This window comes from Ornithinimicrobium pekingense DSM 21552, from assembly GCF_000421185.1.
Taxonomy (GTDB): domain Bacteria; phylum Actinomycetota; class Actinomycetes; order Actinomycetales; family Dermatophilaceae; genus Ornithinicoccus; species Ornithinicoccus pekingensis.
Window position 1 is genome coordinate 134,462 of record NZ_ATWJ01000010.1, and the last position, 25,963, is coordinate 160,424.

Genomic DNA, 25,963 nt, shown 5'->3' on the forward strand with positions numbered 1-25,963 from the left:
CTCCTCGAACCTACGCACCAGGGCCTCTGCAGGGGGTCAAGCCTCGGTCAGCGTTCGGTCAAGATTGGCCCTCTGGCCGGTCAAGACCGGTCCGGCCCAGGCGGGGTCAGGCCTCGGGTATGTCGTCGCGCGCGGTGGCGGTGGCGCGCGCGTCGCGCACGGTGCGGCGCAGACGCTTGTCGGACACCGGGCGCTCGCCCAGCTCCTCCGGCCCCCACTCCTCCTCGACGACGGGGGTGTAGTCCTCGCCGTAGGCACCGGGGGCGGGACGCTTCTTGCGCAGGTGGGCGTCGACGCCCGGGGCGAGCCGGCGCAGGGTGAGCAGGAAGCCGGTGTGGCCGTGCATCCGGTGCTCGGGCCGCACCGCCAGACCCTCGAGGTGCCAGCCCCGGACGAGCGACTCCCACGCCTGCGGCTCGGTCCAGCCACCGGCGCGGCGGGCCGCCTCGGCGACCCGGGACAGCTGGGTGGTGGTGGCCACGTAGCAGATGAGGACGCCACCGGGGACGAGTGCGTCGCCGACGACGTCGAGGCACTCCCACGGGGCGAGCATGTCGAGCACGACCCGGTCGACGGTCCCCGGTTCCAGCGTCTGCGGCAGGGCCTCGACGAGGTCGCCGACCGTGACGGTCCAGGCCGGGTGGTCCTGCCCGAAGAACGCCCGCGCGTTGGCCCGTGCGATCTCGGCGAAGTCCTCGCGCCGCTCGAAGCTGTAGAGGGCTCCGGTGTCGCCGACGGCCCGCAGCAGCGACAGCGACAGCGCGCCCGAGCCCACGCCCGCCTCGACGACCGTGGCGCCGGGGAAGATGTCGGCGAAGGTGACGATCTGGCCGGCGTCCTTGGGGTAGACCACCTGGGCGCCGCGGGGCATCGACAGCACGTAGTCGGAGAGCAGCGGGCGCAGGGCCAGGTAGTCGACGCCGGAGGTGTGGCGCACGACGCTGCCGTCGGGCGCGCCGATGACGTCGTCGTGGCTGATGTGCCCACGGTGGGTGTGGAAGTTCTTGCCGGGCTCGAGGGTGATGGTGTGCAGCCGACCCTTGGGATCGGTCAGCTGCACCCGGTCACCGGGGCGGAAGGGGCCGCGGCGCAGGTCGGCGCCGGTCGCGGGGGTCGTCACCGGGTCAGTCTACGAGCGCGCGGAGGCGCGTCCTGCCCGGTTCAGGTCCGTGGACGCGACGGCGCCCCAGGGCCGGCCGTCGTCGTCGAGCAGGCAGACGACCCCTGCACCGGTCGCGCGCATGACCTCGAGCACCTGCTCGAAGAGCGTGTCCGGGCCCGCCCGCACCGCCCAGCCCTCCGGCATCCGCAGCGCGACGGCGGACGCGGGGACGCGTGCGCGGTCGGCGTCGGGCACCGAGGCCATGGTGGCCGGATGGACGAGTGCCTCCGGCTCGCCACCGTCCGGTTGAACCACCCACAGCTGTGCCTGCTCCCAGGGCACCTCGGCCAGCGGGGTCTGCGGCGCCACGACGGCGACGGGACGGGCGACGTCCCCGAGCCGGAGCCGGGCGGCGGTGCGTCCGTGCCGGCCGGCACGGACGGCCTGCCCGGCCCCCTGCCACAGGAACAGGGCGATGATGAAGACCCACGCGAAGCGGGTGATGCTCACACGCTGCCCGTCGAGGACGAGCGGCGACAGGCCCCACAGCACGACGAGGACCGCCACGGCTCGCCCCGCCCAGCCGGCCACCCACGTCGCGGTGCTGCGGTCGCCCGTGATGCGCCATGCCAGCGCCTCCAGCAGGAACCCGCCGTCGAGCGGCAGCCCCGGCACGAGGTTGAAGATCGCGACGAAGGCGTTGGCCCAGGTGAAGGCGAAGGCGAGCAGCAGCGGCACCCCGCCGTCCAGCACGCCCATGAGCCACCAGCCCAGGAGCGCCAGGACGCCGTTGGCCAGCGGCCCGACGACCGCCACGGCCGCGCTGCGGGCGGGAGTGGCCCCCGCGGCGTCGTGGGCGGTGTGACCGCCCCAGAAGTCGGCGACGACCCGGGAGACGCGGAAGCCGACGCGCTGGGCGACCAGGGCGTGCGCGGCCTCGTGGGCGAGCACCGACAGCAGGAGCAGCAGGGCGAAGAGCAGCGCGACGACGTAGGAGAGCAGCCCCAGCCCCACGATGGCCTCGACGGTCGGACCGAAGACGAGCACGATGACGGCGGCGACGAGGAACCAGCTGCGCCCGATGTAGACGGGCACACCGGACAAGCTTGCGATACGCCACCCGCGGCTGCTGCCCGTCATGCTGCGCAAGCCTATGCCCCAGCCTGCACCGACGACGCCACCCGCACGGTCGGTCGCCGGACCTGTCGGAGCCGGGACGTACAGTGACCGACCATGGAACCCGCCCTCTCCCCGTCGCGGGCGGCCGACTTCATGCAGTGCCCGATGCTCTACCGCTTCCGGGTGGTCGACCGGCTGCCCGAGCCGCCGAGCGCCGCGGCGGCCCGCGGGACGCTCGTCCACGCGGTCCTCGAGGAGCTCTTCGACCTGCCCCCGCACGAGCGGACCAGCGAGAACGCCACCGGCCTGCTGCCGGCCGCGTGGGCGCGCATGGTGGAGGCCGAGCCCGGCCTCGCCGGACTCCTCCACGTCGAGGAGGGCGCGAGCGTGACGGTCGAGGACTGGTTCGAGCAGGCGGCGGCCTTCGTGGAGCGGTGGTTCACCCTCGAGGACCCGACCGTCCTGGAGCCCGCCGAGCGAGAGCTCTACGTCGAGGCCAAGGTCGACGACGTCACGATCCGCGGCTACGTGGACCGGCTGGACCGCGCCGCCGACGGCCGGCTGCGGGTGGTCGACTACAAGACCGGCCGCGCGCCGTCGGAGACCTTCGAGGCCAGGGCGTTGTTCCAGCTCAAGTTCTACGCCCTGGCGTTGTGGCGCAGCCGTGGCGTCCTGCCCGCCCGCCTGCAGCTGGTCTACCTGCGCGACGGGCAGGTGCTGTGGATCGACCCGACCGAGGAGGACCTGCTCGCCACCGAGCGCAAGATCCGGGCGCTGTGGAAGGCGATCGAGCTGGCCGCGACCACCGGGGACTGGCGTCCGCGGACGGGTCGCGCCTGCTCGTGGTGCGCCCACCAGGCGGTCTGCCCCGCGTGGGGAGGCACCCCTCCCCCGCTGCCGGAGGACGCGACGCTGCGCGCGCTCGACCCCCGTTCCACCGGCCGCACCGACAAGCGCGCCGAGGACGCGGACTGACCCGGCTCCCGCCTCAGCCCGTGGGGCCGCCGTCGTCGCGACGGCGCAGGTAGCGCTCGAACTCCCGGGCGATCGCGTCGCCCGAGGCCTCCGGCAGCTCGACCGTGTCCTGGGCGTCCTCGAGCTGGCGGACGTACTCCGCGACCTCGTCGTCCGTGGACGCGAGCTCGTCGACCCCGTGCTCCCACGCCCGGGCCTCCTCGGCCAGCGCCGTGTCGTCGATGACGCAGTCGAGCAGCTCCTCGACCCGCCCGAGCAGGGCCAGGGAGGCCTTCGGCGAGGGCGGCCCACCCGCGTAGTGGGGCACGGCGGCCCAGCACGACATCACGGGCAGGTCCAGCTGCTGCGCCTCGTCGGCCAGCACGCCCACGATGCCCGTGGGCCCCTCGTAGGTGCTCGGCTCGACGTCGTCGAGGCTCTCGAGCAGGTCCGGGTCCTCGGAGGTCACGCTCACCGGGATGGGCCGGGTGTGCGGCACGTCGGCCAGGAGCGCACCGAGCACGACCATCATCTGGGCACCCTGGTGCACGGCGTAGGCCAGGATGTCGACGGCGAAGGAGCGCCAGCGCACGGACGGCTCGATCCCCATCACGAGCAGGACGTCGCGGCCCATGGGGGTGTCGCGCGCGAGCAGGATGCGGGTGGTGGGCCAGCGCACCGTGCGACGCCCGTCGACCCGGACCGTCTGCGGGCGGTTGACCTGGAAGTCGTAGTAGTCCTCCGGGTCGACCGCCGCGACGACCTCCGCGTCCCAGACCGACGCCAGGTGCTCCACCACGGCGGAGGCGCTCTCCCCCGCGTCGTTCCACCCCTCGAACGCCGCGATCACGACGGGGTCGCGCAGCTCGCCGGTGTCGCGCAGCTCGATCATGCTCACCTTTCCCGCAGGGGCGGCCCGCTCCTGCGGGACCGCACGTGCTCACCCTACGTCTCCGGCGGCTACCGTGGGGCCGTGCCGACGTTCTCCGAGCCCAGCCCCGCCCTGCCCGCCGCCGTGCTCTGGGACATGGACGGCACCATCGTCGACTCCGAGCCCTACTGGATGGCCGAGGAGGAGGCGCTGGTCGCCGCCGCCGGCGGCACCTGGCGGCACGAGGACGCGCTGGAGCTGGTCGGCAACGACCTGCTGGTCTCCGCGCGCATCATCCTCGAGCGCTCACCGGTCACGGGCTCGCCGGAGGAGGTGGTCGCGGCCCTGCTGGGCGGTGTCTCCGCCCGGATGCGCGAGACGCTGCCCTGGCGTCCCGGCGCCGCGGAGCTGCTGGCTGAGCTGGGGCGCCTGGGTGTCCCCTCCGCCCTGGTGACGATGTCGTGGACCCAGCTGGCCGACGTGCTGGTCGAGCGGCTGCCCGAGGGCACCTTCGCGACGGTGGTCACCGGCGACCAGGTGCGGCTGGGCAAGCCCCACCCCGAGCCCTACCTCGAGGCCGCCCGCCGGCTGGGCGTCGACCCGGCGGACTGCGTGGCGGTGGAGGACTCCCCCACCGGCGCCGCGTCCGCCACCGGTGCGGGCGTGCCGACGGTCGTCGTGCCGCACATCGTCGAGGTGCCGCCGATGCCGGGAGCGGTGCAGGTGCAGAGCCTGGCCGGTCTCGACCCGGCCGGCCTCACCGCGCTGGCCCGTTCGGCCCGGGCCCGGCACGACCGGGCCGCCAGCGAGGACCTCAAAGCCTGACGCCGAGCAGCGCGTCCACGGCCTCGGGGACGAGCGGGGACGCCGTCTGGCCGTCCAGGACGGCCCGCGCCCAGGCGTCGACCTCCGCCAGCGCGCGAGGGCTGCCCAGGTCGTCCGCGAGGGCGGCGCGCATCCGCGCCACGGTCTGCGCCCCCAGCTCCGCCGGGTAGCCGGCGGTCGCCCGCCCGGCGGCCTCCCGCCAGACCCGGAGCCGCTCCTGGGCCCGCTCGAGCAGCTGGGGGGTCCACTCCCACTCCGACCGGTAGTGCTGCGCGAGCAGAGCCAGCCGGATGGCCATCGGGTCCACGCCCTGGACGCGCAGGGCGGAGACCAGGACGAGGTTGCCCTTGGACTTGCTCATCTTCTCGCCCTCGTAGGCCACCATCGCCTGGTGCACGTACGCCTGGGCGAAGGCCGCGCCGCCCTGGAGCGCGGCCGCCTGCACGGCGCTCATCTCGTGGTGGGGGAAGATCAGGTCGGTGCCGCCGCCCTGCACGTCGAAGCTGCTGCCCAGGTAGCGCTGGGCGATGGTCGAGCACTCGATGTGCCAGCCGGGGCGCCCGCGTCCGAGGGAGCCGCCCTCCCAGTGCGGCTCGCCCTCGCGACCGGCGCGCCACAGGAGGGGGTCGAGCTCGTCGCGCTTGCCCTGGCGGTCGGGGTCGCCACCCCGCTCGGCGAAGACGTCCATCATCTGGGCGTGGCTCCAGCCGGACACCTCGCCGAACGTCGGCTGCGTCGAGAGGTCGAGGTAGAGGTCGACCCGGCTCGCGCCCTCGACCGTCACCTCGTCCTCGGGCACGGCCACCGGGTAGGCCGTGCCGTCGGCGACGAGCTGCTCGATGGCGGTGACGTCGTCGGGGATGCCCTCGACCGCCCCGACGTAGTGGTCCGGCGGGATGACCCGCAGGGCCTCCATGTCCTCGAAGAACAGGTCGATCTGGCTCCAGGCCAGCTCCTGCCAGTCGACCCCGTCGCGCTGCGCCCGCTCCAGCAGGGGCTCGTCGACGTCGGTGACGTTCTGGACGTAGAGCACGTCCAGGCCGCTGTCGCGCCATACCCGCTGCAGAAGGTCGAAGGTGACGTAGGTCGCGGCGTGCCCCAGGTGCGTGGCGTCGTAGGGCGTGATCCCGCAGACGTAGAGGCGGGCGGTGCCGTCGGCCGGGCGCGTGCGGACCCGCGAGCCGGTCGCGGTGTCGTGCACCGTCAGGGGGCCGCCCCGCTGCTCGAGGGCGAGGGCGGGGACGTCGACGGGTGACCAGGTCTTCACGACGCCACAGCCTAGACGTCGCCCCGGCGGCTCCCTGCATCCGCATCCGCGTCAGCCAGCACGCCCGCCCGCGCGGGTGCTGCGCGGGTCGCTCGTCCTCGGGGTCTCACCACAGCGGCCAGGGCAGCGGGTAGCGGTCGCCCGGCGGCAGCGGCATCGCCCCCTCCGCGAGCAGCGCGGCCGCGCGGGAGCGCAGCGCCTCCAGCTCGCCGGGCTCCAGGAGCGTCGTCAGGGAACGCGGGCTCGCGTCCTCCAGGGCGGCCTGCAGCCTCGTCAGCGCCAGCAGGTCCTCCTGGCGCAACGGGGCGCCCGCCCAGCCCCACAGCACGGTCCGCAGCTTGTCGTCCTCGTGCAGGCAGAGGCCGTGGTCGAAGCCGCGCAGCCTGCCGGCGACGTCCAGCGTCAGGTGGGCGGCCTTGCGGTCGGCGTTGTTGAGCACGACGTCCAGGACCGCCATCGAGCGCAGGGACGCGTCGTCCGCGTGGGCGACCACCACGTCCTCCCCCTCGGGGCCGCTGCCGGACACCACCGCCAGCCACGCGTCGGTCACGTCGGCCGGTGCCAGCACCTCCACCAGGCCCGCTGAGGGGTCGGCGAGCCGGTCGGGCTCCTGGGTGACCCACCACTGCAGGGACCCCGGTCCGAGCGGGGCGTCCTCCCGCAGCACGGTGGGCGGGACCACGTCCCAGCCCCCGGCGCGCGAGACCAGGTATGCGGCCACCTCCCGGGCGGCAAGGGTGCCGGGCGGGAAGTCGCGCAGCGGGCGCTCGCCGCGCACCGGCTTGTAGACGGCGCGGTGCCCCGTGGGACGGCCGGCCGGGTCGGTGAGGTCGACGAGCAGGGTGAGGTTGGAGGCCTCGGTGAGCACCCCGAGCGGCTCGACGGTGCTGCCGTGCAGGACCTCGAGCGCCTCGTCGTCGTCGAGCAGGTCGGCCACGTGCGTCGAGGGTCCGGCGCCTCAGCGCCGGTAGCCGTTGGCCCGCGGGCAGATGTGGCCGGAGGGGTCCAGCGGCTGGCCGCAGAACGGGCAGGACGGCCGCCCGCCCTCGATGGCAGCCCCGCACCGGATGGCGAAGGCGCGGGCCCGGGCCGGCTCCAGCACGACGACGAGCGACTGCGGCGGCAGACCGGTCCACGGCCAGTCCTGCTCCGGGTCGAGCTCGACCAGCTCGTCGGGCTCGGGCCGGTCGTGCGCCTCGAGCACCACACGGTGCCGCCCGGCGTCCCACGCCACCGAGAGCCGCTGGATGCGGAAGTCGTCGTCGAAGGGGGTGTCCATGGGGGCGGTGTCGACGAACGCCGCGGCGGCCTCCTCCGAGCCCTCCACGGGCGCGACCTGGTCGAGCAGCTCGGCCAGCGAGGTGCCCAGCAGACGCACCTGCTCCTTCTCCAGCGACACGGTCGTGCGGCGCTCGCCCTCGCTGGCCTGCAGGAAGAAGGTGCGCTGGCCGGGCGGGCCGACGCTGCCGGCGACACATCGCTGCGGGGGGTCGTAGACGGACTGCGGCATGGGCCCCACCCTACGGCTGCCCGGGCCGTCCGCCGGTGGCACCTGCTCCCCCGCCGACCTCGGCGTCACCCCCGGGTCCGTCCGCGGCCAGCCGGGCGGTGAGCGCCGAGAGGTCGACCGGGTCGCCGCCGGTGTCGTTGGTGCGCAGCACGAACGGCCGCCGCGGGGTGCGGTGCACGATGCTCACCGAGGCCGGGTCGATGACGATGCGCTGGAACTCGTCCAGCGGGGTGGCCAGGGCGTCGGCCAGCACCGCCTTGATGACGTCACCGTGGCTGACGGCCACCCAGACCGCGCCCGGTCCGTGGTCGGCCTCCAGCCGCTCGTCCCAGGCCCGGACCGCCGCGACCGCCCGCGCCTGCATCTGCGCCATACCCTCGTGGTCGAAGTCGGGCGAGGCGGGGAAGGTGACGCTCGAGGGCGTGTCCTGCACCTGACGCCAGAGCGGCTCCTCGGCCAGCTCCCTCAGGGGCCGGCCGGTCCAGGCGCCGTAGCGGGCCTCCCCCAGGTCCTCCTCGGTGTGCAACGGCGCGGGCCGGTCCGCCGGCACACCGGCGACCACGGCGGCGGCGGTCTCGCGGCAGCGCTGCAGCGGGCTGGTGACCACCGCGACCACCCCTGCCGGCCCGAGCCGGGCGGCGACGCGGGCTGCCTGCTCGGCGCCCGTGGGGTCGAGGCCGAGCCCCGGGGTCCACCCCGCGAGGACGCCGTCGGCGTTGGCCTTCGTGCGCCCGTGGCGCACCAGGATGCAGACGGCCATCAGGACGACGCGCCGGCCGGGGCGGGGATGCTGCCGTCGGCCACCAGCCTCCCGTGCGCCTCGACCGCGACCTCCAGGGCCTGCATCCGCGCGGCGGCGTCCTTGCCCCAGGGTGCGACGGTCAGCGTGCTGATGCCCGCCTCGGCGTAGCGCCGCATGCGCTCGGTGACGCGGTCCACATCGCCGAGCAGGGAGGTGTCGTCGACGAACTGCGGGGGCAGCGCCGCCGCGGCCTCGGCCCACCTCTTGTCGAGATAGAGCTCCTGGACGCGCGCGGCCTCCTTCTCATAACCCATGCGACCGGCGAGCTGGTTGTAGAAGTTCTGCTTGCGGCTGCCCATGCCGCCGACGTAGAGGGCCGGGTAGGGGCTGACCACGCGGGCACACTCCTCCAGGTCCTCCCCCGTGGCCATCGCCACGGTGGCGCTCGTGTCGAAGGCCGCCGGCGGTTCCTGCCGCCTGGCCAGGCCGGCCTCGAGGTGGCGGCGCTGCTCGACAAAGTAGTCGGGCGCGACGAAGACGCCCAGCCAGCCGTCGGCGATCTCGCCGGCCAGCTCGAGGTTCCTCGGGCCCACCGCGGCCAGGTAGAGCGGGATGCGGCGTCGGTGGGTGGAGGTCAGCCGCAGCGGCTTCCCGGGGCCGTCCGGCAGCGGGAGCGTGAAGTGCTCCCCCTCGTAGGCGACGGGCTGGTGGGAGAGCGCGAGCCGGACGATGTCGGCATACTCCCTGGTCCGCGCCAGCGGCTTGTCGAAGCGCACGCCGTGCCAGCCCTCCGAGACCTGGGGCCCGCTGACCCCCAGGCCGAGGCGGAAACGACCGCCGGAGAGGCTGTCGAGCCCGGCGGCCGCCATCGCCGTCGCCGCCGGTGTGCGCGCCGGGATCTGCATGACCCCGGCACCCAGGCCGATCTGCTCGGTCCGCGCCCCGATCCACGCCAGCACGCTGACCACGTCGGGACCGTAGGCCTCGGCGGCCCACACCACGTCGACCCCGAGCTCGTCCGCCCTCAGCGCGAGGGCGAGGTTCTCCTCGTCACGGCCCTGCCCCCAGAAGCCGCACGACAGCCCCAGACGCACCTCTCAGCCCCTCGGGCTCTCGTCGACGTCGAACTCCTCGTCGTCCAGCCCGAGATACTGGTCGTCAGACTCGTCGTCGTCCTCGTCCTCCTCGAAGCCGTCGTCGTCCTCGTCGTCGAAATCATCGTCATCGTCATCATCATCGTCGTCGTCGACGAGCTCCTCGTCGTAGACCTCGAGCGGCGTGACCTCGCCGTAGGCGTCCATGAGCGCGTCGTCGTAGGCGCTGAAGGCCTCGGCCACGCGCTCGTAGGCCGCGATGACCGCGGGGTCGTCCTCACCCCGGCGGACCGCGGCGGTCTCCAGATGGGTCTCGAGCGCGGCGACGAAGGCGGAGAGGGCGGCGCGGGGGTCAGCGGTCATGAGCAGACCGTAGCGCGAATCGCCGACACCCGTCGGCAGGGGCGTGCCGAACGCCCGTGGGACTGCCTATGCTGTCGCTCACCATGGTGGAGTACGAGTTCAGGGAGCTCCGTTTCCAGCGCGACAGCAGCTCGGCAGAGGTCCGGCAGGCGCTGACGGAGGCGGCCGAGTACGGCCACTGGGAGCTGGTCCGGGTCACCCTTTTCTGGGGTGGCGCCCGCCGGGCCACGCTGCGTCGCAAGATCATCCGGGTGCGCCGCACCGCCTGAGTCGGCGGGCGCCCCCTGCCCGTGCTGGGCGCTCAGCAGTCCGCGACGAGTTGGCCCAGCACCCGCGTGCCGAAACGGATCGAGTCGACCGGCACCCGCTCGTCCACGCCGTGGAACATGCCGACGAAGTCCAGGTCGTCGGGCAGGCGCAGCGGCGCGAAGCCGTAGCCGGTGATGCCCAGCCGGGACAGGTGCTTGTTGTCGGTGCCGCCGGACAGGCAGTACGGCAGCACGTGCGCGCCCGGGTCCTCCTTGAGCAGGGTCCGCTTCATCGACTCGACGAGCTCGCCGGAGGAGGGGGCCTCCAGCGCGACGTCCTTGTGCACGATCTCGACCTCGACGTGCTCGCCGGCGAGCTCGCGGATCGTCGCGAGCAGCTCCTCCTCGTGACCCGGCAGGAAGCGGCAGTCCAGCGAGGCGCTCGCCTTCTGCGGGATGACGTTGTGCTTGTAGCCCGAGGTCAGCATCGAGAAGTTGGCGGTGTCGCGCAGGGTGCCCTCGACGAAGCGCCGGGCTCCGCCCAGCCGACCCAGCAGCTCCTCGAGGTTGTCCTCCGACCAGGTGCTGCCGACGATCTGGGCGACCCCGTCGAAGAGCTCGCGGACCGAGGCGATGTAGGTCCGCGGCCACGGGTGGGCGTCGATGCGGGCGATGGCCTCGGCGAGCCGGACGATGGAGTTCTCCTCGTTGGGCACCGACCCGTGGCCGGCCCGGCCGCGGGCGTGCAGGCGCAGCCAGGCGATGCCCTTCTCTGCGGTCTGCAGCAGGTAGGCGCGGGTGGGGGCGCCCGTGGCGGCGTCGGGCAGGGTCACCGAGAACCCGCCGACCTCCGAGATCGCCTCCGTGCAGCCCTCGAACCACTCCGGGTGCTGTGCCACGACGTGCCCGGCACCCTTGTCGCCCCCGGCCTCCTCGTCGGCGAAGAAGGCCCAGACGATGTCCCGCGGGGGCTTCTCCCCCGACCGGGCCAGCTGGCGCAGGGTCGCGATCAGCATCGCGTCCATGTCCTTCATGTCGACCGCGCCCCGGCCCCAGATCATACCGTCGCGCTCCTCGGCGGCGAAGGGGTCGACCGACCAGTCCGCCGCCTCCGCGGGCACGACGTCGAGGTGGCCGTGGAGCACGAGGCCCCCGCGTCCCGGGTCGCGTCCCTCGGTGCGCACGACGACGCTCGCCCGTCCCGGGTCGGACTCCGTCAGCTGCGGGTCGAGCCCGACCTCCTGCAGCAGGCCCATGACGTACTCGGCCGCCGCGCGCTCCCCCGGCCCCGTGCCGTCGCCGTAGTTGCTGGTGTCGATCCGGATGAGCTCCTTGCAGATCCGGACGGCCTCGTCCTCGGCGGTGGTGGTCATGGGCGTGCTGGGGGTCTGCGTCATACCCGCCACCCTAGATCCCGGCGCGCGACCGCGGACGGGGGTATGCCGTGCTCCCCGCCCGCGGTCGCGTCGCCTCAGGTGCTGGCCTCGGCGAACAGCTCGAGGTGGTTGCACTCCCGGCAGCGGAACGCCCGGACCACCAGCTTGGGGGCGCCCATGCTCGAGAACCCGCCGAACAGGCCGGTGTCGCGGGCGCCCTGGACCCACCGCACGTAGCCCTTGGAGCTCTCGCCGGTGTCGGCGAGGTAGCCCTCGTCGAGCAGGCCCTCGGCCCCGCACGCGGTGCAGCGGGAGCGGGCTCGCTCCCAGCCGGACCGCCCCTCCCCGCCGAGGCGCAGGTGCCCCTCGGGGGTGCGTGGGTCCGGACGCGGGTCGGGGCTCGCCGGCCCGCTCATCCGGCCTCCCCGGCGGCGAGCTTGGACTCGACGCAGCTGACGAACTGGCCCAGCAGCTTGTCCGACACCGACTGCATCACCCCGCGCCCGAACTGCGCCGGCTTGCCGGTGATGTTGAGCTCGGTCAGGACGTCCGCCCGGGTGCCGCTGCCGTCGGGGGCCAGCTGCACGGTGACCTTGGCGCCGGCGTTGCCGAGCCCGCGCAGGCCCTTGCCAGTGCCCTCGATGACCGCCCGGTGAGCGCCGTCGTCGCGCTCGACGAACCGCCCCTTGCCGTCGTAGGTCACGGCGATCGGGCCGAGCTTGACCTTGACGTTGCCGGCGAAGGACTCGTCGTCGGCCTCGGTCACCGTCGCGCCCGGGAAGCACCCGCCGACCGTCTTGAGGTCGGTGAGCAGCGCCCAGGTCTGCTCCGGCGGCGCCTCGACGGTGAAGCTGTGCTCCAGCTGCATGGCCACCGGCTCAGCCTCCCGCCGCCGCGAGGACGGCACGCCGGGCGAGCACGCCCGCGACGTGGCGCCGGTAGTCGGCCTGGCCGTTGAGGTCCGAGGGCGGGTCGGTGCCCTCGCCGACGCGGGCGCAGATGGCCCCGAGCGCCTCCTCGGTCGCCGGCTGCCCCGCGAGCGCCTGCTCGACGGCGGCGGCGCGCAGCGGCCGGGAGCCCATGTTGGTCAGACCGACCTTCGCCTCGGCGATCGTCCCGCCCTCGGCCCGGACGGCGGCTGCGACGCCGACGATGGCCCACTGGTGGGAGACCCGCACGAACTTGGCGTAGTGGCTGCCCCACCCGGTGTGCTTGGGGATCACCACCGCGGTGAGCAGCTCGCCGTCGCCGATCGCGGTCTCGAAGATGTCGACGAAGAACTCCTCGGCCCCGACGGTCCGCTCCCCGGCCGTGCCCCGGATGACCATCCGGCCGTCGAGGGCCAGCACCGGCGCACCTACGTCCCCGGCGGGGTCGGCGTGGGCGAGCGCGCCGCACAGGGTGCCGCGGTGCCGGATCTGCGGGTCGGCCACCTCGGAGACGGCCTGGTGCAGCAGACGCAGGTGCTCACTGACCAGGGGCGAGTCCAGGACGTCCTGGTATGTCGCCCCCGCGCCGATGCGGATCGCGTCACCCTCGTCGGTGATGCCCTTGAGCTCCTCGATGCCGGAGATGTCGACGACGACGCCCGGGGCGTTGAGCCGCATCCGCAGGACGGGCAGCAACGACTGCCCGCCGGCCAGGACCTTGGCGTCGTCACCGTGCTCGGCGAGCAGGGCCACCGCCTCCTGCACCGTCGCCGGTGCGGCGTAGTCGAACTCCACGGGGATCACAGCTGGCCACCTTCCGTGCCGGGGTTGTCCTGGTTGGGCGCGTCCTCCTCGAAGTGCGGCATCGCCGACTCCTCGGTGGCACCACCTCGACCACCGCCGTGGATGGCCCGCCACACACGCTCAGGGGTGCACGGCATCGTGATGTCCTGCACGCCCATCGGCCGCACCGCGTCGACGATGGCGTTGACGACCGCCGGTGTGGAGGCGATGCAGCCGGCTTCGCCGACGCCCTTGGCGCCCAGGTCGTTGGACGTGGCCGGCGAGACGGTGCGGTCGGTCACGAAGCTGATCGTGTCGGCCGACGTCGGCAGCGTGTAGTCGACGAACGACCCCGAGACCAGCGTCCCCTGGTCGTCGTAGACCGCCTCCTCCCACAGCGCCTGCGCGATGCCCTGCACCAGACCGCCGTGCACCTGTCCGTCGACGATGAGCGGGTTGACGACGTTGCCGATGTCGTCGACGCAGACGTAGGAGCGCATGGTCGTCTCGCCCGTCTCGGTGTCGACCTCCATCGCGCACAGGTGGGTGCCGTGCGGGAAGGAGAAGTTGACCGGGTCGAAGGTGGCGTCGGCGTCCAGGCTCGGCTCCATGCCGTCCGGCAGGTCGTGCGCGGCGAAGACCCGCAGCGCCAGGCCCGCCAGGCCCAGGCCCTCCTGGTCGGCACCGGCGCCCCGGACGGTGAACCTCCCGTCCGAGAACTCCAGGTCGTCGACGTTGGCCTCCAGCACGTGCGCGGCCAGCGGCTTCGCCTTCTCGATCACCTTCTTGGCGGCCATCACGACGGCCTGCCCGCCGACGACCAGGGAGCGCGAGCCGTAGGTGTCGAGCCCGCGCGGGCTGATCTGGGTGTCGCCGTGGAGGACCTCGACGTCGTCGAAGGGTACGCCCAGCTGGTCGGCGACGATCTGGCTCCACGCCGTCTCGTGGCCCTGGCCGTGCGCCGAGGACCCGGTGATGACCTCGACCTTGCCGCTGGGCAGCATCCGCACCGAGGCGTGCTCCCAGCCGCCGGCACCGTAGGACAGGGCGCCCAGGACCCGGCTGGGTGCCAGGCCGCACATCTCCGTGAAGGTGGAGATGCCCAGGCCCAGCTGCACCCGGTCGCCGCTCTCGCGGCGCCGTGCCTGCTCGGCCCGCAGCTCGTCATACCCGAAGAGCTCCTTGGCCCGCTCGGTGGCCGCCTCGTAGTTGCCGGAGTCGTACTCCATACCGGCGACCGTGCTGAACGGGAACTCGTCGTGGCGGATCCAGTTCTGCTCGCGCAGCTCGAGGGGGTCGCGGCCCAGCTCCGCGGCGAGCTCGTCCATGAGCCGCTCGATCGCGAAGGTGGCCTCGGGACGTCCGGCCCCGCGGTAGGCGTCGGTCCACGTCTTGTTGGTGAAGATGTTGCGGCACTCGAAGCGGTAGGACTCGAACTTGTAGATCGAGTTGAACATGAAGGCGCCGAGGATCGGCACGCCCGGTGTGACCAGGCCCAGGTAGGCGCCCATGTCGGCGAGCAGCTCGACCTTGAGGCCGGTGACCGTGCCGTCCCGCCGCGCCGCGAGCGTCAGCTTCTGCCACTGGTCGCGCCCGTGGTGGGCCGAGAGCAGCGACTCGCTGCGCGTCTCCGTCCACTTGCACGGCTTGCCGGTCTGGCGGGCCATGAGGAAGGTGATGATCTCCTCGGGGGTCACCTGCAGCTTGCCGCCGAAGCCCCCGCCCACGTCCGGGGCGATGACCCGCACCTTGGACTCCGGAACACCCAGGGTCAGGGCCAGCATGAGGCGCAGGATGTGCGGCACCTGCGTGGAGGTCCACATGACGAACTGCTCCCCGGTGGGGTCCACGACCGTGGAGCGCGGCTCCATGAAGGAGGGGATGAGGCGCTGCTGGCGGTACTCCCGCTCGATGAGCACCTCCGCGTCGCGGATGGAGTCCTCGACGTCGCCACCGGAGCCGGCCTCGGCCGAGTCGAAGACCCAGGTGGCGCTGACGTTGGTGCCCAGCTCGGGGTGGGCCAGCACCTCGTCGGCCGCGGCCTTCTTCAGGTCCACGACGGCGGGCAGCTCCTCGTAGTCGACGTCGACCAGCTCGGCGGCGTCACGTGCCTGAGCCGCGGTGCGCGCCGCCACGACCGCCACGACCTCGCCGGCGAAGGCGACCCGGTCGACCGCGACCGCCGGGTGCGCCATGCACTTCTGGTCGTCGGTGATCGGCCACGCGCACGGCAGCTCGCCCTGGTGGTCCTTGAGGTCGCGTCCGCAGAGCACGGAGATGACGCCCGGCGCCTGCTGCGCCGCGGACATGTCGACGTTGGTGATCCGGGCGTGCGCGTAGGGGCTGCGCACCATGGCCAGGTGCAGCATCCCGGTCAGCTGCATGTTGTCGGTCCACCGGGTGCGGCCGGTGATGAGGCGCTGGTCCTCCTTGCGCCGGCGGTCCTTGCCGACCTCGCGGACGGCGGCCGTGGGCTCCTCGGTCACGGTCATGCCTGCTCACCCCCGGTGGCGGTGGCGCCGGCCGCCTGCAGCACGGCCTTGACGATGTTGTGGTAGCCGGTGCACCGGCACAGGTTGCCCTCCATGTGCTGGCGGACGTAGGCCTCGTCCGGCGAGGGGTTCTCCCGCAGCAGGTCCGTGGCCTGCATGATCATGCCGGGGGTGCAGTAGCCGCACTGCAGGGCGTGGCAGTCGCGGAAGGCCTCCTGCAGGGGGGTGAGGGTCTCGCCGTCGGCCAGGCCCTCGATCGTGGTCACCTCGTGGCCGTCGGCCTGGACCGCCAGCACGTTGCACGACTTCACGCTGCGCCCGTCGAGGTGCACGGTGCAGGCCCCGCAGTTGCTGGTGTCGCAGCCGACCACGGTGCCGGTCTTGCCCAGCGACTCCCTCAGGTAGTGGACGAGGAGCGTGCGGGGCTCCACCTCGTCGGAGTAGGTCACGCCATCGACTCTCACGGAGATGCGGGTCATCGGTTTCCTCCACGGGGAACAGGGGACGTCGTCGTCCCTTGGCATCCTTGCCTGCCGCAGGCCACTCCCGCAAGGGGTGCTCGAGCCCGGTCAGAAGAGCACGAAGCAGCTCACGCCGAAGAGGATGAGGAAGCCGAAGAGCGCGAAGCTCATGAAGTTGTTCTCCGCTGCGCTCGGTGCCCGGTCCTCAGGCACCCACTCGTCGGCTGCAGCCCACGTCGGCCGGTGCTCTGGGTCCGCGTCGTGCATGCTGCTCATGACATGGCTCCGATCCGGTTCAGCTCGGTGACGGTCGCGACCGTGAGGATCGCGAAGACGATCGTGATGAAGACGGTGTAGGTCCAGCGCTGCGGGTGGTCGGCCCGCCAGAAACGACGCAGGCTGATCACCCCGTTCGCCGCCGCGACCAGGCACAGTGCCAGCCCGACAGGGGCAGCGACCCACCCGGACAGGCTCAGCAGCGGGACCAGGACCGGGACGGCGACGTAGGTGATGAGGCAGCGCAGTGCCGAGATGACGACCGAGATCCGGAAGGTGCGGTGCGCGCCCTCGCCCGACCTGAGGTCGACCGCGCGGACCCCCAGCACCCGGCGCATCACCCGGTCCGCAGCAGCGTCCGAGCGGAAGCCGCTGCGGGCGGCCGGCCCGAGGACGTCGGGTGCCACGTCGGCGCGGGCTGACGAAGTGGTGGCGCTCACCCGTCCTCCTCCCGGGTCTCCTCGCGGCCGCCCGACCGCGCGTCACGCACCAGCTGGCGAGCACCGAGCAACGCCGACGCCAGTCCGAGCCCCCCGACGACGGCACCGACGAAGAAGCCCCAGTAGAGGGGACCCATCCGCACGGACGGGTCCTCCGCCCCGATCGTGCTGCCGATGAGGATCCCGAAGAACGGAGCCAGCATCGCCACGATGATCCCGCCGGCCACCGGCCAGAACCCGCGTGGCGTGGGGACCAGACGCACGGGCCTGCCCGGGGGCGCCGGGGTGTCGTCGTAGACGAGCTCCTGGCCGTCCCTCTCGGTCGTGGGGTCGGTACTGGTCATCGCGGGTGCCCTTCTGCGCGGTCGTCGACGACGGACATGCCGTTCCTGGCGGACGGGACGGTGGAGGTCGGGTGCTCCGCGGTGCTGCCGGCACCGGCGGAGAACCGGTCCAGGGCACCCATCAGCGGGCCGATGATGTCCATCGGCAGCGGGAAGACCACCGTGGAGTTCTGGTCGGCGCCCAGCTCGAGCAGGGTCTGCAGATAGCGCAGCTGCAACGCCGCGGGTGCCTCGCTGAGCGTCCTCGCCGCGTCGCGCAGCTCCTCGGAGGCCTCGAGCTCGCCATGGGCGCTGATCACCTTGGCCCGGCGCTCGCGCTCGGCCTCTGCCTGACGGGCCATCGCCCGCTGCATCATCTCCGGGATCTCCACGTCCTTGATCTCCACCACGTCGACGTCGACGCCCCACGGCACCGCCTGCTGGGCGATCGACCGGTAGAGGTCCTCGTTGAGGTCGGCGCGGTGAGCCAGGAGGGTGTCCAGGTCCGCGCGCCCGACCACCGAGCGAAGGGTGGTCTGGGCGAACTGTGAGGTGGCCACGGCGTGGTTCTCGACCGCCATGACCGATCGCACGGGATCGCACACCTTGAACATCACGACCGCGTTGACGCGGGCCGTCACGTTGTCACGGGTGATGACCTCCTGCGGCGGGATGGTCAGGGTGACCACGCGCTGGTCGACCCGTACCGACCGGTCGAAGAACGGCAGCATCACGACCAGGCCGGGACCCAGGGCCCCCCGCAGGCGGCCCAGGCGGAAGACCACGAGACGTTCGTACTCGCGGACCACCTTCAGGGACGCGATGAGGAGGGTGACCAGCAGCGCGACGACGACGATGACGACGACGACGGAGCTAGGCATCCTCGCGCACCTCCCTCCGGTCGGAGGCGTAGCGGGTCCGACCCAGCTCGAGAGGGACGGGCGCGAGCGTCGGGCCCGGCCCGTCGTCGGCCCGGCGGTCGGAGCCGTAGGTCGTCCGCCGGCGCTGCAGGGTCTCCAGCGCGGCGGTGCGCTCCTCCAGGTTCTCGTCAAGCGACCTGAAGAGGACGCCCTCCGGGTCGACGGGGCTGCGACGCAGGTGGGACCACAACGGCAGACCTCCGAGGGCCACCAGCAGCCCGACACCCAGCAGGAGGAGCTGGCTGGTCCACTGCTCGACGGCGAGGATCGTCGCCACCGGGAAGAGCACGGCCAGGACCGCGACGGCGCAGGCGATGCCGCGGTGGAACCGCGCGGACTCCGAGGAGGGCCAGGAGTCGACGGCCCGCCCCAGCTCTCGGCCGTCGTCCGTGGTCGTGCAGCTGTCCTTGACGGGGCAGGCGTTGCAGACGCTGGGGCGGCCGCGGTAGCGCATGACCCGGTTCTCCGGGTCGAACGACTGCGGCCAGAGCCACTGGTCCTCGGGACACAGCCAGGCGTCATGGTCCTCGTGGTAGGTGAAGCCCGAGGTCTGGTGCTCCTCGTTGAAGGCGTGGGCGCGCCTGGCGAGCAGGTCGATCCCGTAGGCGACCAGCAGGAGGACGAGGGAGTACCCGCCCGCGAGCCAGCCGGAGAGCTCGATCGCGCTCACGACGGTGTCCCCTCCTCGTCCTCGCGGCGACGGTCGGAGGCATACCGGCTCGGTGGCAGCTGCGCCGTCTCCTCGCCGCCGGCCGGGGTGCCGACCGGCACCGCGGCCCGCCCCGTGCGGTCCTCGAGCGCCGAGGCGCTCTCGACGACGAAGAGGGTCTCCGGCTCCATGCTGGTGACCGTGGCCCGGACGCCGTACCGCACACCGAGCCAGGTGATCCAGATGAACGGCACGATGCCGCCGATGAGGAAGAGCACGTCGCCGGGCATCCGCATCCACTCGATGACGAGGTTGCCGGGCTGGGTGAGGTAGGCGAGGGTCCGAGCCTCGTAGTAGCCCTGGTTCACCGAGGCCCACAGCTGCATCGTCCCCAGCGGGAGGAGGGTGGCGAACATCATCCAGGCCAGACCGATGTTCAGCGACCAGAACGAGAGCCGCGCCAGCCGGTCGGGCCACCTGTCCGGCGGGATGATGTACCGCAGCGCGAACATCGCCAGACCGACGGCCATCATGCCGTACACGCCCATCATGGCGCCGTGGGCATGGTTGGCGGTGAGGGCAGTGCCGATCTGGTAGTAGGAGACGATCGGCAGGTTGACCAGGAAGCCGAAGACACCCGCGCCGAGGAAGTTCCAGAAGCCGACGGCGACCAGGAACATGACGGCCCAGCGGTGCGGGAAGGGCGCGCTGGAGCGAGACTCCTGCCGGGCCCCCAGCTGGAGGAACGTCCAGGCCTCGATGGTCAGGAACGTCAGCGGGATGACCTCCAGGGCGGAGAAGACCGCGCCGAGGGCCATGTGCTCGACCGGGGTGCCCGAGAAGTAGAGGTGGTGCATGGTGCCGATGACTCCGCCGGCGGAGTAGAGGATGACGTCGAGGAAGATGATCTGGATGGCGATCTTGCGGCGCACCACGCCGAGCATGACGAACAGGTAGGCGACCATCACCGTGGTGAACAGCTCCAGGAAGTCCTCCACCCACAGGTGCACGACCCAGAAGCGCCAGAACTCGGCCACGGTCAGGTGAACGGTGTTCATCGCCAGCAGGCCCACGGCGTAGAAGGCCGGGATCGCCAGCGCGGCATAGGTGAACAGCCAGGGCATGTTGAACTTGGACTCGGTCCGCAGACGCGACCGGATCGCGCGCACGATGATGAGGAACCACAGGAACAACCCGATCACGAGAAGGATCTGGAAGAACCTGGGGAGGTCGAGGTACTCCCACTGCTGGGAGAAGAAGATCGACCCCTCGGCCCAGTCGGGACCGTAGATGCTGATGGCGGTGCCGCCGAACATCCCGGCCACGACGAGCGCCAGGGCGCCCAGCAGGCCGTAGGACAGATAGTGCTGTCCCTTGGGCTCCCGGCCCGAGATGATCGGGGCGAGGAAGATCGCCGAGGCCAGGAAGGCGGCGGCCGTCCACAGCAGCGAGAGCTGCACGTGCCAGGTGCGCGCGAGGTTGAACGGGAAGATCTGGGCCAGGTCGAAGCCGAAGAAGCCCTCGAGCTCGACCCGGTAGTGCTCGACCGCTGCGCCCACCGTGGCCTGGATGAGGAACAGGACGGAGACCACCAGGAAGAACCAGGCCGTGGACTTCTGCGCAGGGGTGATCCCGACCTCCCCCGGTTGGAGGAACCTCAGGCTGGAGGTGTCGTTGCCCTTCCATCCCAGGTTCGAGCTCCACCGGCCGTAGATCCCGAACAGGATGCCCAGACCCGCCAGCAGCGCGACCAGGGAGATGCCTGACCAGACGAGGATGTCGGCGGTGGGGTGGTTGTCGACGCGGGGCTCGGGTGGCCAGTTGTTGGTGTAGGAGTAGTCCAGTCCTGGCCGTTCGGCCGCGCTCGCCCACGCGGTCCAGCTGAAGAAGGCGGTGAGGTCGTGGATGTCCTCGGGATCGGTGATCTTGTCGGCCACCAGCCCGTGCTTGGTCGTCGGCTCCCCGAAGAACTGCGCATAGTGGTCGGTGATGCTCTCGAAGGCGCTGACCTGCTCGGGGGTGAGCACGAGAGTGTCGCTGCTCTCGTCGTACCGGTTGGTGCGCTGCATCTCCACCGTGGCGGCCTGAGGGTCCTGCACACCGGCCTGCACGAGCTGCTCGTGGATGTGCACGCTGCTCAGCCGGAGGTACTCGGCCGTGTAGTCAGGGCCGAGGTAGGCACCGTGGCCGACGATCGAGCCGTACTGCTGCAGCCCCCGGGTCAAGAAGATGTTCTGGCCATTGGTGATCTCCTCACCCGTGTAGACCACCTCGCCGGCCTCGCCGACCACCTGCTGGGGTTGCGGCATGGACGCGGTGTAGGTCCGGTAAGCCAGGACACCCATCACGAAGAAGCCGAAGATGAAGACGAGCGCGACGCCCTGGACCCAGCCTTTGGAGATGGCCAGCTCGTTGCGCCCGGGCTGCCGGGCTTCCCGATTGTCGATCATCACCATGGTCTGAACCGCCCGTCCGAACGGCGGGACCACACCGTTCCCACCGGCCTCATGAGTTTGCTCTGACCTCAGGAACAGTAGCCCAGAATCCCGTGGCGGGGGGGTTCTTGTGAACTCTTTTACGCGTGGATCTGGAATTCTTTACCTTTTACTGACCTTCGCCGCTCCCGTGCGCGCCGTGGATCGGGCCCTCGGTCTCCGACAGCGGCTCCCCGCCGCCACCCCAGCGCTCTGCGACGATCTCGGCGGCGATGCTCACGGCCGTCTCCTCCGGGGTCCGCGCCCCCAGGTCGAGGCCGATCGGGCTGCGCAGCCGCGCCAGGTGGTCCTCGTCGAGCCCGGCCTCGCGCAGCCGGGCCAGGCGGTCCTCGTGGGTGCGGCGCGAGCCCATGGCCCCCACGTAGGCCAGGTCCGGCGCGCCCTCGCCGAGCAGGACCTCCAGGAGGGGGACGTCGAACTTGGGGTCGTGCGTCAGCACGCACGCCACGGTCCGTGCGTCGAGCCGGCCGGCGGCGATCTCCTGCTGGACGTAGCGGTGCGGCCAGCTCACCACCACCTCGTCGGCCTCCGGGAACCGGGAACGTGTCGCGAAGATCGGCCGGGCGTCGCAGACGGTGACGTGGTAGCCGAGGAAGGAGCCCACGCGGGCCACCGCGGCCGCGAAGTCGATGGCGCCGAAGACCAGCATCCGCGGCCGTGGGGCGTAGGAGGCGACGAACACCCGCAGCCCCTCCCCCCGCCGCTCGCCCTCCGGGCCGTACTCCAGGGTCGACGTGCGCCCCTGCGCGAGCATGCCGCGGGCGTCGTCGGAGACCGCGGCGTCGAGCCGGTCGGTGCCCAGGGTGCCGGAGGACGGCTCGCCCTCGGGGCGCAGCACCAGGTGGCGCCCCAGCAGGTCCGGGTCGGGATGGGCGACGACGGTCGCCACCGCGACGGGACGGCCGGCCAGGATGTCGCCGGCCACCTCGCCGAGCTCGGGGAAGTCGTCCCGGGAGACCCGCTCGACGAAGACGTCGAGGATGCCACCGCAGGTCAGGCCCACCCCCATCGCGTCGTCGTCGGAGACGCCGTAGCGCTGCAGCACCGGCGCGCCGGAGCCGATGACCTGCTGCCCGAGCTCGTAGACCGCTCCTTCCACGCACCCGCCGGAGACCGACCCCACCGCCTCGCCGTCGACCCCGACGAGCATGGCGGCGCCGGGCTGCCGGGGCGCCGAGCGCCAGGTGCCGACGACGGTGCCCAGGGCGACCGTGTCTCCCGCCTCCCACCAGGCCAGCAGCCTGTCCAGCACGTCACGCATGTCTCAATATCCCATGCCGTTCGCGCGCCTCGGCGACGGTGTCGAGCACCTCCTGGAAGGTGGCTAGGGAGTGCCCCGCGACGAAGTCGTCGACGTAGGGCAGGCAGGCGACGATGCCCGCCTGCACCGGGGCGTAGCCCTCCTTGCCCCGGTGCGGGTTGACCCAGACGACCCGGTGCGCCAGGGCGCCGAGCCGGCGCATCTGCTCCCCGAGCAGCTCGGGCCGCTCCCGCTCCCAGCCGTCGCTGAAGACCACGATCACGGCGCCACGGGCCATGCCGCGGCGGCCCCACCGCCCGACGAAGGCCCCGACCGACTGCCCGAGCCGGGTGCCGCCGGACCAGTCCGGCACCGCGTCCCCCGCGGCCAGCAGCGCCCGGTCGGCGTCGCGCTCGCGCAGCGCCCGGGTGACGTGCGTCAGCCGGGTGCCCACGGTGAAGACCTCGGTGGTGCGGGGCGCCGCCTGCACCATGCGGTGGGCCAGGCGCAGCAGCGAGTCGGCGTAGGCGCTCATCGAGCCGCTCACGTCCACCAGCAGCACCACCCGCCTGGCCCGGGTCGCGCGGCGACGGAAGCGGATGCGCGACGGCTCGCCGAGGTTGCGCAGGTGCGTGCGCACGGTGGCCCGCCCGTCGACGGCGCCGCGGTGGCTGGGGGTGTGCCGCCGGGCCCGCCGCACCGGTGGGCGCGGGCGCAGGGTGGCGAACTGCCGGCGCACGGCGGCCCGCTCGGCCGGCGACAGGGTCGCGACGTCCCGATGGCGCAGCACCTCCTCGGTCGAGGCCACCGCGGCGACCATCTGGTCGGACGGCTCACCCCGGCCTCCCGACGGGTCCGGCTCGTCCAGGGCGGCCTGCAGGGTGGAGGTGCGGGGCGGCTCCTGGCCGCTCACCGCGTGCATCGGGCGGCCGCCGAACCAGCCGGTGAACACCCGGTCGAACGGCTCGACGTCCGCCGGGGAGGCGGTCAGGGTGCCCCGGCCCGCCCAGTAGACGTGCTCGCGGCTGTCCAGGCCGACCGCCGCGCACGCCGCCAGGAAGGTCCGCTCGCGGTCGGCCGTGACCGGCAGCCCCGCCGCGCGGCAGGCACGGGCGAACCCCCCGAGCGTCTGGCCGATCTCCCAGCCCTCGACCTCGGTGCCCTCCGCCCCGGCGCCCGTGCTCACGGCATACATCTCAGCGTGTCAGCGTCCGCTCCAGGGCCATGCGCACCCGCTCGGCGTCCTCGCGGTACTTCACCGCGGCGCCGAGCGTGCGGGCCGCCGTCTCGGGGTCGAGCCGGCTGGCCCCGAGGGCGTGCAGGGCGCGCGCCCAGTCGAGCGTCTCGGCGACGCCGGGCGGCTTGACGAGGTCCTCGTCGGTGCGCAGCTGCTGCACCAGGGCGACGAGCTGCCCGGCCAGCGCCTCGTCCACCTGCGGCAGCCGGGTCCGCACGATCGCCAGCTCGCGCTCGAGACCCGGATGCTGGATCCAGTGGTAGAGGCAGCGCCGCTTGAGCGCGTCGTGCAGCTCGCGGGTGCGGTTGGAGGTGAGGACGACGTAGGGCGGGGTCTGGGCGCGCACCGTGCCCAGCTCGGGAATGGTCACCGTCCACGTGGAGAGCACCTCGAGCAGGAACGCCTCGAACTCGTCGTCGGCGCGGTCGACCTCGTCGACGAGCAGCACGCAGGGCGCCTCGCGCAGAGCCCGCAGGACGGGACGCGCCAGCAGGAAGCGCTCGTCGAACAGGTCCGCCTCCAGGTCCTGGCCGGTGACCGCGGGGAACGCCCCGGGGACGGCGGCCGCGGCCGTCTCGACGGCCCGCAGATGCAGGATCTGCCGCGGGAAGTCCCAGTCGTAGAGCGCCTGGCTGGCCTCGATCCCCTCGTAGCACTGCAGCCGCACGAGCGGAACCTCGAGAAGCTCGGCGAGCGCCTCGGCCAGCGCGGTCTTGCCGGTGCCCGGCTCACCCTCGAGCAGGAGCGGTCGCTGCAGCGAGTGCGCCAGCCACGCGACGGTCGACAGGCCGTCGTCGGCGAGGTAGCCGGTGCCGGCCAGCCCGGCGCGCAGGGACCCGGGATCGGCGAGGACGTCGGCGGCAGGCATGCCGCGAGTCTAGGGAACGTCCACGTCGGCGCCCGTGGCCAGGTCCCCGCACTCCACCAGGTATGGCGCGGCGCGCCGCAGGTAGGCCCGCGCGCCCGCGTCGCCGCGTGCCTCGTCGAGGACGGCCTGCCAGTGGTCCCGGCCGAGCAGGACCGGGTGCCCGGGGCGGCCGTCGTAGGCCGCCCGGGCGAGGACGTCGGACCCGCCTGCGGCCGACGCCAGGACCCGGCCCACCACGCCCGGGCCGACGTCGGGCAGGTCCACGAGGTGCACCAGCACCCGGCCCGGGACGGTGCGGCCCCGCGTCACCAGCGCGGTGAGCCCGGCACGCAGGGACTCGCCCATGCCCTGCTCCCAGGTGCCGCACCGCGTCGCCGACACCCTCGGGTCGCCGAGGCCGTGCAGCAGCGCCTCCACGTCCTCGGCCACGGCGCCGGTCACGACCAGGACCTCGGGGCAGCCTCCGTCGAGCAGGTCGCGGACCGCGCGCAGCACCCACGGGCCGGATCCGGTGTCGACGAGGGCCTTGGGCCTGCCGTAGCGGCGTCCCGCGCCCGCGGCCAGCAGCAGGCCGGTCGTCGCGTGCGCTCCGTGGGCGGGAGGGGTCATGCCGCCCAGTGTGCCGGGCACAATGGCCTCATGAGCATCCCGGTGGACCTGGCGGCCCTCGGCGAGGCGCTCGCGCGCCACGACGTCGCCTACCTGCTGACCTCAGGCGACGGCCGGCCGCACGTCACCCAGGTGGTCCCCCGCCTGGTCGACGGCGCGCTGGTGCTGGCGGAGCCGGGGCGCACCGCCCGGCGGGTGGTGGGCCAGCACCCCGCGGTGTCGCTGCTGCTCCCGCCCCGGGACACCGGCGGCCACACGCTCATCGTGGACGGCGAGGGTGCGCTCGCTGACGACGGCGCGCTCCGGGTGACCCCGTCACACGCGGTGCTGCACCGGGCCTCCTTCGTGACGGGCACGGTCCCCGGCGGGCACGACAGCGGCTGCGGCAACGACTGTCGTCCCGTCGGCTGACCGGGCCGCCCGCCCGGCCGTCTGCCTAGAGGACGTCGTCCGCGGGGCCCCCGGGGACCGGCCGCTGCTCGTCCGGCAGCAGCCGCTCGGCCTCCTGCTCGACCGTGTCGTCGACGTCCCGCTCGTCGTCGGGCAGCACCTCGTGCGGGACGGCCAGCTCCTCGGCGCGGTCGTCCTCAGGCACCAGGTCACGGGGGTCGACCAGCTCCCCGTCGGTCGTGTCGCGCGCCTCATCCCGACCGTGCGGGCGTCCGGGCTGACCACTCATCGTCGTTCCTCTCCGGTGGCTGCTCGATGGGTCATCCCCAGTCTGGCCGCGACCGGCCCACGAGGCACCTCGAGACCGCCGGACGGTGCGG

Annotated in this window: 30 protein-coding genes; 4 read left to right on the forward strand and 26 right to left on the reverse strand. The window is 73.0% G+C overall.

The genetic code is table 11. The annotated features are described in order from the left end of the window. Positions 1-106 precede the first annotated feature (106 nt). A complete protein-coding gene (locus K330_RS0110265) occupies positions 107-1,120 on the reverse strand; it encodes a tRNA (adenine-N1)-methyltransferase (protein WP_022921745.1) in 1,014 nt (337 codons plus the stop codon). A gap of 9 nt (positions 1,121-1,129) precedes the next feature. Next, the gene (locus tag K330_RS22735) at positions 1,130-2,197 is read right to left on the reverse strand and encodes a site-2 protease family protein (RefSeq protein WP_051145559.1); all 1,068 of its coding nucleotides are present in this window, start codon (positions 2,195-2,197) and stop codon (positions 1,130-1,132) included. A gap of 138 nt (positions 2,198-2,335) precedes the next feature. Here K330_RS22735 and K330_RS20575 point away from each other — a divergent pair, with 138 nt between their 5' ends. Beyond that, entirely contained in the window at positions 2,336-3,196 is an 861-nt protein-coding gene (locus K330_RS20575; protein WP_022921747.1) for a RecB family exonuclease, read from the forward strand. Between the two features lie 13 nt (positions 3,197-3,209). Here K330_RS20575 and K330_RS0110280 read toward each other — a convergent pair whose 3' ends face one another. After that, the gene (locus tag K330_RS0110280; RefSeq protein WP_022921748.1) at positions 3,210-4,067 is read right to left on the reverse strand and encodes a PAC2 family protein; all 858 of its coding nucleotides are present in this window, start codon (positions 4,065-4,067) and stop codon (positions 3,210-3,212) included. A gap of 81 nt (positions 4,068-4,148) precedes the next feature. Here K330_RS0110280 and K330_RS20580 point away from each other — a divergent pair, with 81 nt between their 5' ends. Beyond that, positions 4,149-4,871, forward strand: coding sequence for an HAD family hydrolase (locus K330_RS20580; protein ID WP_022921749.1), 723 nt, complete (start codon positions 4,149-4,151; stop codon positions 4,869-4,871). On the opposite strand, the gene mshC is transcribed toward K330_RS20580, so the two are convergent. The 6 genes from mshC to K330_RS24050 all read right to left on the reverse strand — a co-directional run bounded on the left by mshC (position 4,861) and on the right by K330_RS24050 (position 9,847). After that, positions 4,861-6,138, reverse strand: a complete 1,278-nt coding sequence (mshC, locus tag K330_RS0110290; protein WP_022921750.1) for a cysteine--1-D-myo-inosityl 2-amino-2-deoxy-alpha-D-glucopyranoside ligase — start codon at positions 6,136-6,138, stop codon at positions 4,861-4,863. The two genes, K330_RS20580 and mshC, sit on opposite strands and share 11 nt — an antisense overlap. A gap of 106 nt (positions 6,139-6,244) precedes the next feature. Then, positions 6,245-7,075 carry an SCO1664 family protein gene (locus K330_RS0110295; protein ID WP_022921751.1) on the reverse strand — a complete coding sequence of 277 codons (831 nt, stop codon included), beginning with the start codon at positions 7,073-7,075 and terminating at the stop codon, positions 6,245-6,247. A 21-nt stretch (positions 7,076-7,096) separates the two neighbouring features. Beyond that, on the reverse strand, positions 7,097-7,648 hold the full coding sequence (locus K330_RS0110300; protein WP_022921752.1) for a DUF3090 family protein: 552 nt from the start codon (positions 7,646-7,648) through the stop codon (positions 7,097-7,099). Between the two features lie 10 nt (positions 7,649-7,658). Further along, positions 7,659-8,408, reverse strand: coding sequence for an MSMEG_4193 family putative phosphomutase (locus K330_RS0110305; RefSeq protein WP_022921753.1), 750 nt, complete (start codon positions 8,406-8,408; stop codon positions 7,659-7,661). After that, the gene (locus tag K330_RS20585; protein WP_022921754.1) at positions 8,408-9,484 is read right to left on the reverse strand and encodes an LLM class F420-dependent oxidoreductase; all 1,077 of its coding nucleotides are present in this window, start codon (positions 9,482-9,484) and stop codon (positions 8,408-8,410) included. The genes K330_RS0110305 and K330_RS20585 overlap by 1 nt, the downstream gene beginning before the upstream one ends. Positions 9,485-9,487: 3 nt before the next feature. Further along, on the reverse strand, positions 9,488-9,847 hold the full coding sequence (locus K330_RS24050; protein WP_022921755.1) for a hypothetical protein: 360 nt from the start codon (positions 9,845-9,847) through the stop codon (positions 9,488-9,490). Positions 9,848-9,915: 68 nt separating this feature from the next. Here K330_RS24050 and K330_RS0110320 point away from each other — a divergent pair, with 68 nt between their 5' ends. Next, a complete protein-coding gene (locus tag K330_RS0110320; RefSeq protein ID WP_022921756.1) occupies positions 9,916-10,116 on the forward strand; it encodes a DUF5703 family protein in 201 nt (66 codons plus the stop codon). Positions 10,117-10,148: 32 nt separating this feature from the next. Here the strand turns inward: K330_RS0110320 and K330_RS0110325 are convergent, their stop codons facing one another. The 16 genes from K330_RS0110325 to K330_RS0110400 all read right to left on the reverse strand — a co-directional run bounded on the left by K330_RS0110325 (position 10,149) and on the right by K330_RS0110400 (position 25,193). Beyond that, a complete protein-coding gene (locus K330_RS0110325; RefSeq protein ID WP_029202541.1) occupies positions 10,149-11,492 on the reverse strand; it encodes a M20/M25/M40 family metallo-hydrolase in 1,344 nt (447 codons plus the stop codon). Between the two features lie 74 nt (positions 11,493-11,566). Beyond that, positions 11,567-11,887 (reverse strand): hypothetical protein, encoded by a 321-nt coding sequence (locus K330_RS20590; protein WP_202804520.1) that lies wholly within the window; start codon positions 11,885-11,887, stop codon positions 11,567-11,569. Beyond that, entirely contained in the window at positions 11,884-12,339 is a 456-nt protein-coding gene (locus tag K330_RS20595; protein WP_084617436.1) for an SRPBCC family protein, read from the reverse strand. Before K330_RS20595 ends, K330_RS20590 begins: the two co-directional genes overlap by 4 nt. Before the next feature lie 10 nt (positions 12,340-12,349). After that, complete coding sequence (locus tag K330_RS0110340) at positions 12,350-13,204, reverse strand: FAD binding domain-containing protein (protein ID WP_022921758.1); 855 nt, start codon at positions 13,202-13,204, stop codon at positions 12,350-12,352. Then, positions 13,201-15,675, reverse strand: coding sequence for a xanthine dehydrogenase family protein molybdopterin-binding subunit (locus tag K330_RS0110345; RefSeq protein ID WP_022921759.1), 2,475 nt, complete (start codon positions 15,673-15,675; stop codon positions 13,201-13,203). The genes K330_RS0110340 and K330_RS0110345 overlap by 4 nt, the downstream gene beginning before the upstream one ends. Further along, a complete protein-coding gene (locus K330_RS0110350; RefSeq protein WP_022921760.1) occupies positions 15,672-16,154 on the reverse strand; it encodes a (2Fe-2S)-binding protein in 483 nt (160 codons plus the stop codon). Before K330_RS0110350 ends, K330_RS0110345 begins: the two co-directional genes overlap by 4 nt. A 90-nt stretch (positions 16,155-16,244) precedes the next feature. Then, the gene (locus K330_RS23905; protein WP_022921761.1) at positions 16,245-16,412 is read right to left on the reverse strand and encodes a hypothetical protein; all 168 of its coding nucleotides are present in this window, start codon (positions 16,410-16,412) and stop codon (positions 16,245-16,247) included. Further along, positions 16,409-16,852 carry a hypothetical protein gene (locus K330_RS0110360; protein ID WP_229665813.1) on the reverse strand — a complete coding sequence of 148 codons (444 nt, stop codon included), beginning with the start codon at positions 16,850-16,852 and terminating at the stop codon, positions 16,409-16,411. Before K330_RS0110360 ends, K330_RS23905 begins: the two co-directional genes overlap by 4 nt. Further along, positions 16,849-17,196 (reverse strand): hypothetical protein, encoded by a 348-nt coding sequence (locus K330_RS20600; protein WP_022921763.1) that lies wholly within the window; start codon positions 17,194-17,196, stop codon positions 16,849-16,851. Before K330_RS20600 ends, K330_RS0110360 begins: the two co-directional genes overlap by 4 nt. After that, positions 17,193-18,056, reverse strand: coding sequence for a slipin family protein (locus K330_RS0110370; protein WP_022921764.1), 864 nt, complete (start codon positions 18,054-18,056; stop codon positions 17,193-17,195). The genes K330_RS20600 and K330_RS0110370 overlap by 4 nt, the downstream gene beginning before the upstream one ends. Next, entirely contained in the window at positions 18,049-18,765 is a 717-nt protein-coding gene (locus tag K330_RS0110375; RefSeq protein ID WP_022921765.1) for a hypothetical protein, read from the reverse strand. The genes K330_RS0110370 and K330_RS0110375 overlap by 8 nt, the downstream gene beginning before the upstream one ends. After that, entirely contained in the window at positions 18,762-21,194 is a 2,433-nt protein-coding gene (locus K330_RS0110380; RefSeq protein WP_040658052.1) for a nitric-oxide reductase large subunit, read from the reverse strand. The genes K330_RS0110375 and K330_RS0110380 overlap by 4 nt, the downstream gene beginning before the upstream one ends. Positions 21,195-21,348: 154 nt before the next feature. Beyond that, on the reverse strand, positions 21,349-22,500 hold the full coding sequence (locus K330_RS0110385) for an XdhC family protein (RefSeq protein WP_022921767.1): 1,152 nt from the start codon (positions 22,498-22,500) through the stop codon (positions 21,349-21,351). Next, positions 22,493-23,665: a vWA domain-containing protein gene (locus K330_RS0110390; protein WP_029202543.1), complete on the reverse strand. Its 1,173-nt coding sequence runs from the start codon at positions 23,663-23,665 to the stop codon at positions 22,493-22,495. Before K330_RS0110390 ends, K330_RS0110385 begins: the two co-directional genes overlap by 8 nt. A gap of 10 nt (positions 23,666-23,675) precedes the next feature. Beyond that, positions 23,676-24,584: an AAA family ATPase gene (locus K330_RS0110395; protein ID WP_022921769.1), complete on the reverse strand. Its 909-nt coding sequence runs from the start codon at positions 24,582-24,584 to the stop codon at positions 23,676-23,678. Between the two features lie 9 nt (positions 24,585-24,593). Continuing rightward, positions 24,594-25,193 carry a nucleotidyltransferase family protein gene (locus K330_RS0110400; RefSeq protein WP_022921770.1) on the reverse strand — a complete coding sequence of 200 codons (600 nt, stop codon included), beginning with the start codon at positions 25,191-25,193 and terminating at the stop codon, positions 24,594-24,596. Positions 25,194-25,223: 30 nt separating this feature from the next. On the opposite strand from K330_RS0110400, the gene K330_RS0110405 reads away from it, so the two are divergent. Continuing rightward, a complete protein-coding gene (locus K330_RS0110405; protein WP_022921771.1) occupies positions 25,224-25,604 on the forward strand; it encodes a hypothetical protein in 381 nt (126 codons plus the stop codon). 25 nt (positions 25,605-25,629) lie between these two features. Here K330_RS0110405 and K330_RS0110410 read toward each other — a convergent pair whose 3' ends face one another. Further along, a complete protein-coding gene (locus tag K330_RS0110410) occupies positions 25,630-25,872 on the reverse strand; it encodes a hypothetical protein (protein WP_022921772.1) in 243 nt (80 codons plus the stop codon). Positions 25,873-25,963: the final 91 nt, after the last annotated feature.

Excerpts from the sequence above, each read along its gene's own strand:
- K330_RS0110380 (WP_040658052.1), bottom strand. The coding sequence starts at position 21,194 with ATGATCGACAATCGGGAAGCCCGGCAGCCCGGGCGCAACGAGCTGGCC.
- K330_RS0110400 (WP_022921770.1), bottom strand. The coding sequence starts at position 25,193 with ATGACCCCTCCCGCCCACGGAGCGCACGCGACGACCGGCCTGCTGCTG.
- K330_RS0110305 (WP_022921753.1), bottom strand. The coding sequence starts at position 8,408 with ATGGCCGTCTGCATCCTGGTGCGCCACGGGCGCACGAAGGCCAACGCC.
- K330_RS0110350 (WP_022921760.1), bottom strand. The coding sequence starts at position 16,154 with ATGACCCGCATCTCCGTGAGAGTCGATGGCGTGACCTACTCCGACGAG.
- K330_RS0110280 (WP_022921748.1), bottom strand. The coding sequence starts at position 4,067 with ATGATCGAGCTGCGCGACACCGGCGAGCTGCGCGACCCCGTCGTGATC.
- K330_RS0110395 (WP_022921769.1), bottom strand. The coding sequence starts at position 24,584 with ATGCCTGCCGCCGACGTCCTCGCCGATCCCGGGTCCCTGCGCGCCGGG.
- K330_RS20595 (WP_084617436.1), bottom strand. The coding sequence starts at position 12,339 with ATGCAGCTGGAGCACAGCTTCACCGTCGAGGCGCCGCCGGAGCAGACC.
- K330_RS20590 (WP_202804520.1), bottom strand. The coding sequence starts at position 11,887 with ATGAGCGGGCCGGCGAGCCCCGACCCGCGTCCGGACCCACGCACCCCC.
- K330_RS0110385 (WP_022921767.1), bottom strand. The coding sequence starts at position 22,500 with ATGCGTGACGTGCTGGACAGGCTGCTGGCCTGGTGGGAGGCGGGAGAC.
- K330_RS24050 (WP_022921755.1), bottom strand. The coding sequence starts at position 9,847 with ATGACCGCTGACCCCCGCGCCGCCCTCTCCGCCTTCGTCGCCGCGCTC.
- K330_RS20600 (WP_022921763.1), bottom strand. The coding sequence starts at position 17,196 with ATGACCAGTACCGACCCCACGACCGAGAGGGACGGCCAGGAGCTCGTC.
- K330_RS0110345 (WP_022921759.1), bottom strand. The coding sequence starts at position 15,675 with ATGACCGTGACCGAGGAGCCCACGGCCGCCGTCCGCGAGGTCGGCAAG.
- K330_RS23905 (WP_022921761.1), bottom strand. The coding sequence starts at position 16,412 with ATGAGCAGCATGCACGACGCGGACCCAGAGCACCGGCCGACGTGGGCT.
- K330_RS0110325 (WP_029202541.1), bottom strand. The coding sequence starts at position 11,492 with ATGACGCAGACCCCCAGCACGCCCATGACCACCACCGCCGAGGACGAG.
- K330_RS0110320 (WP_022921756.1), top strand. The coding sequence starts at position 9,916 with ATGCTGTCGCTCACCATGGTGGAGTACGAGTTCAGGGAGCTCCGTTTC.
- K330_RS0110410 (WP_022921772.1), bottom strand. The coding sequence starts at position 25,872 with ATGAGTGGTCAGCCCGGACGCCCGCACGGTCGGGATGAGGCGCGCGAC.
- K330_RS0110405 (WP_022921771.1), top strand. The coding sequence starts at position 25,224 with ATGAGCATCCCGGTGGACCTGGCGGCCCTCGGCGAGGCGCTCGCGCGC.
- K330_RS20575 (WP_022921747.1), top strand. The coding sequence starts at position 2,336 with ATGGAACCCGCCCTCTCCCCGTCGCGGGCGGCCGACTTCATGCAGTGC.
- K330_RS0110370 (WP_022921764.1), bottom strand. The coding sequence starts at position 18,056 with ATGCCTAGCTCCGTCGTCGTCGTCATCGTCGTCGTCGCGCTGCTGGTC.
- K330_RS0110300 (WP_022921752.1), bottom strand. The coding sequence starts at position 7,648 with ATGCCGCAGTCCGTCTACGACCCCCCGCAGCGATGTGTCGCCGGCAGC.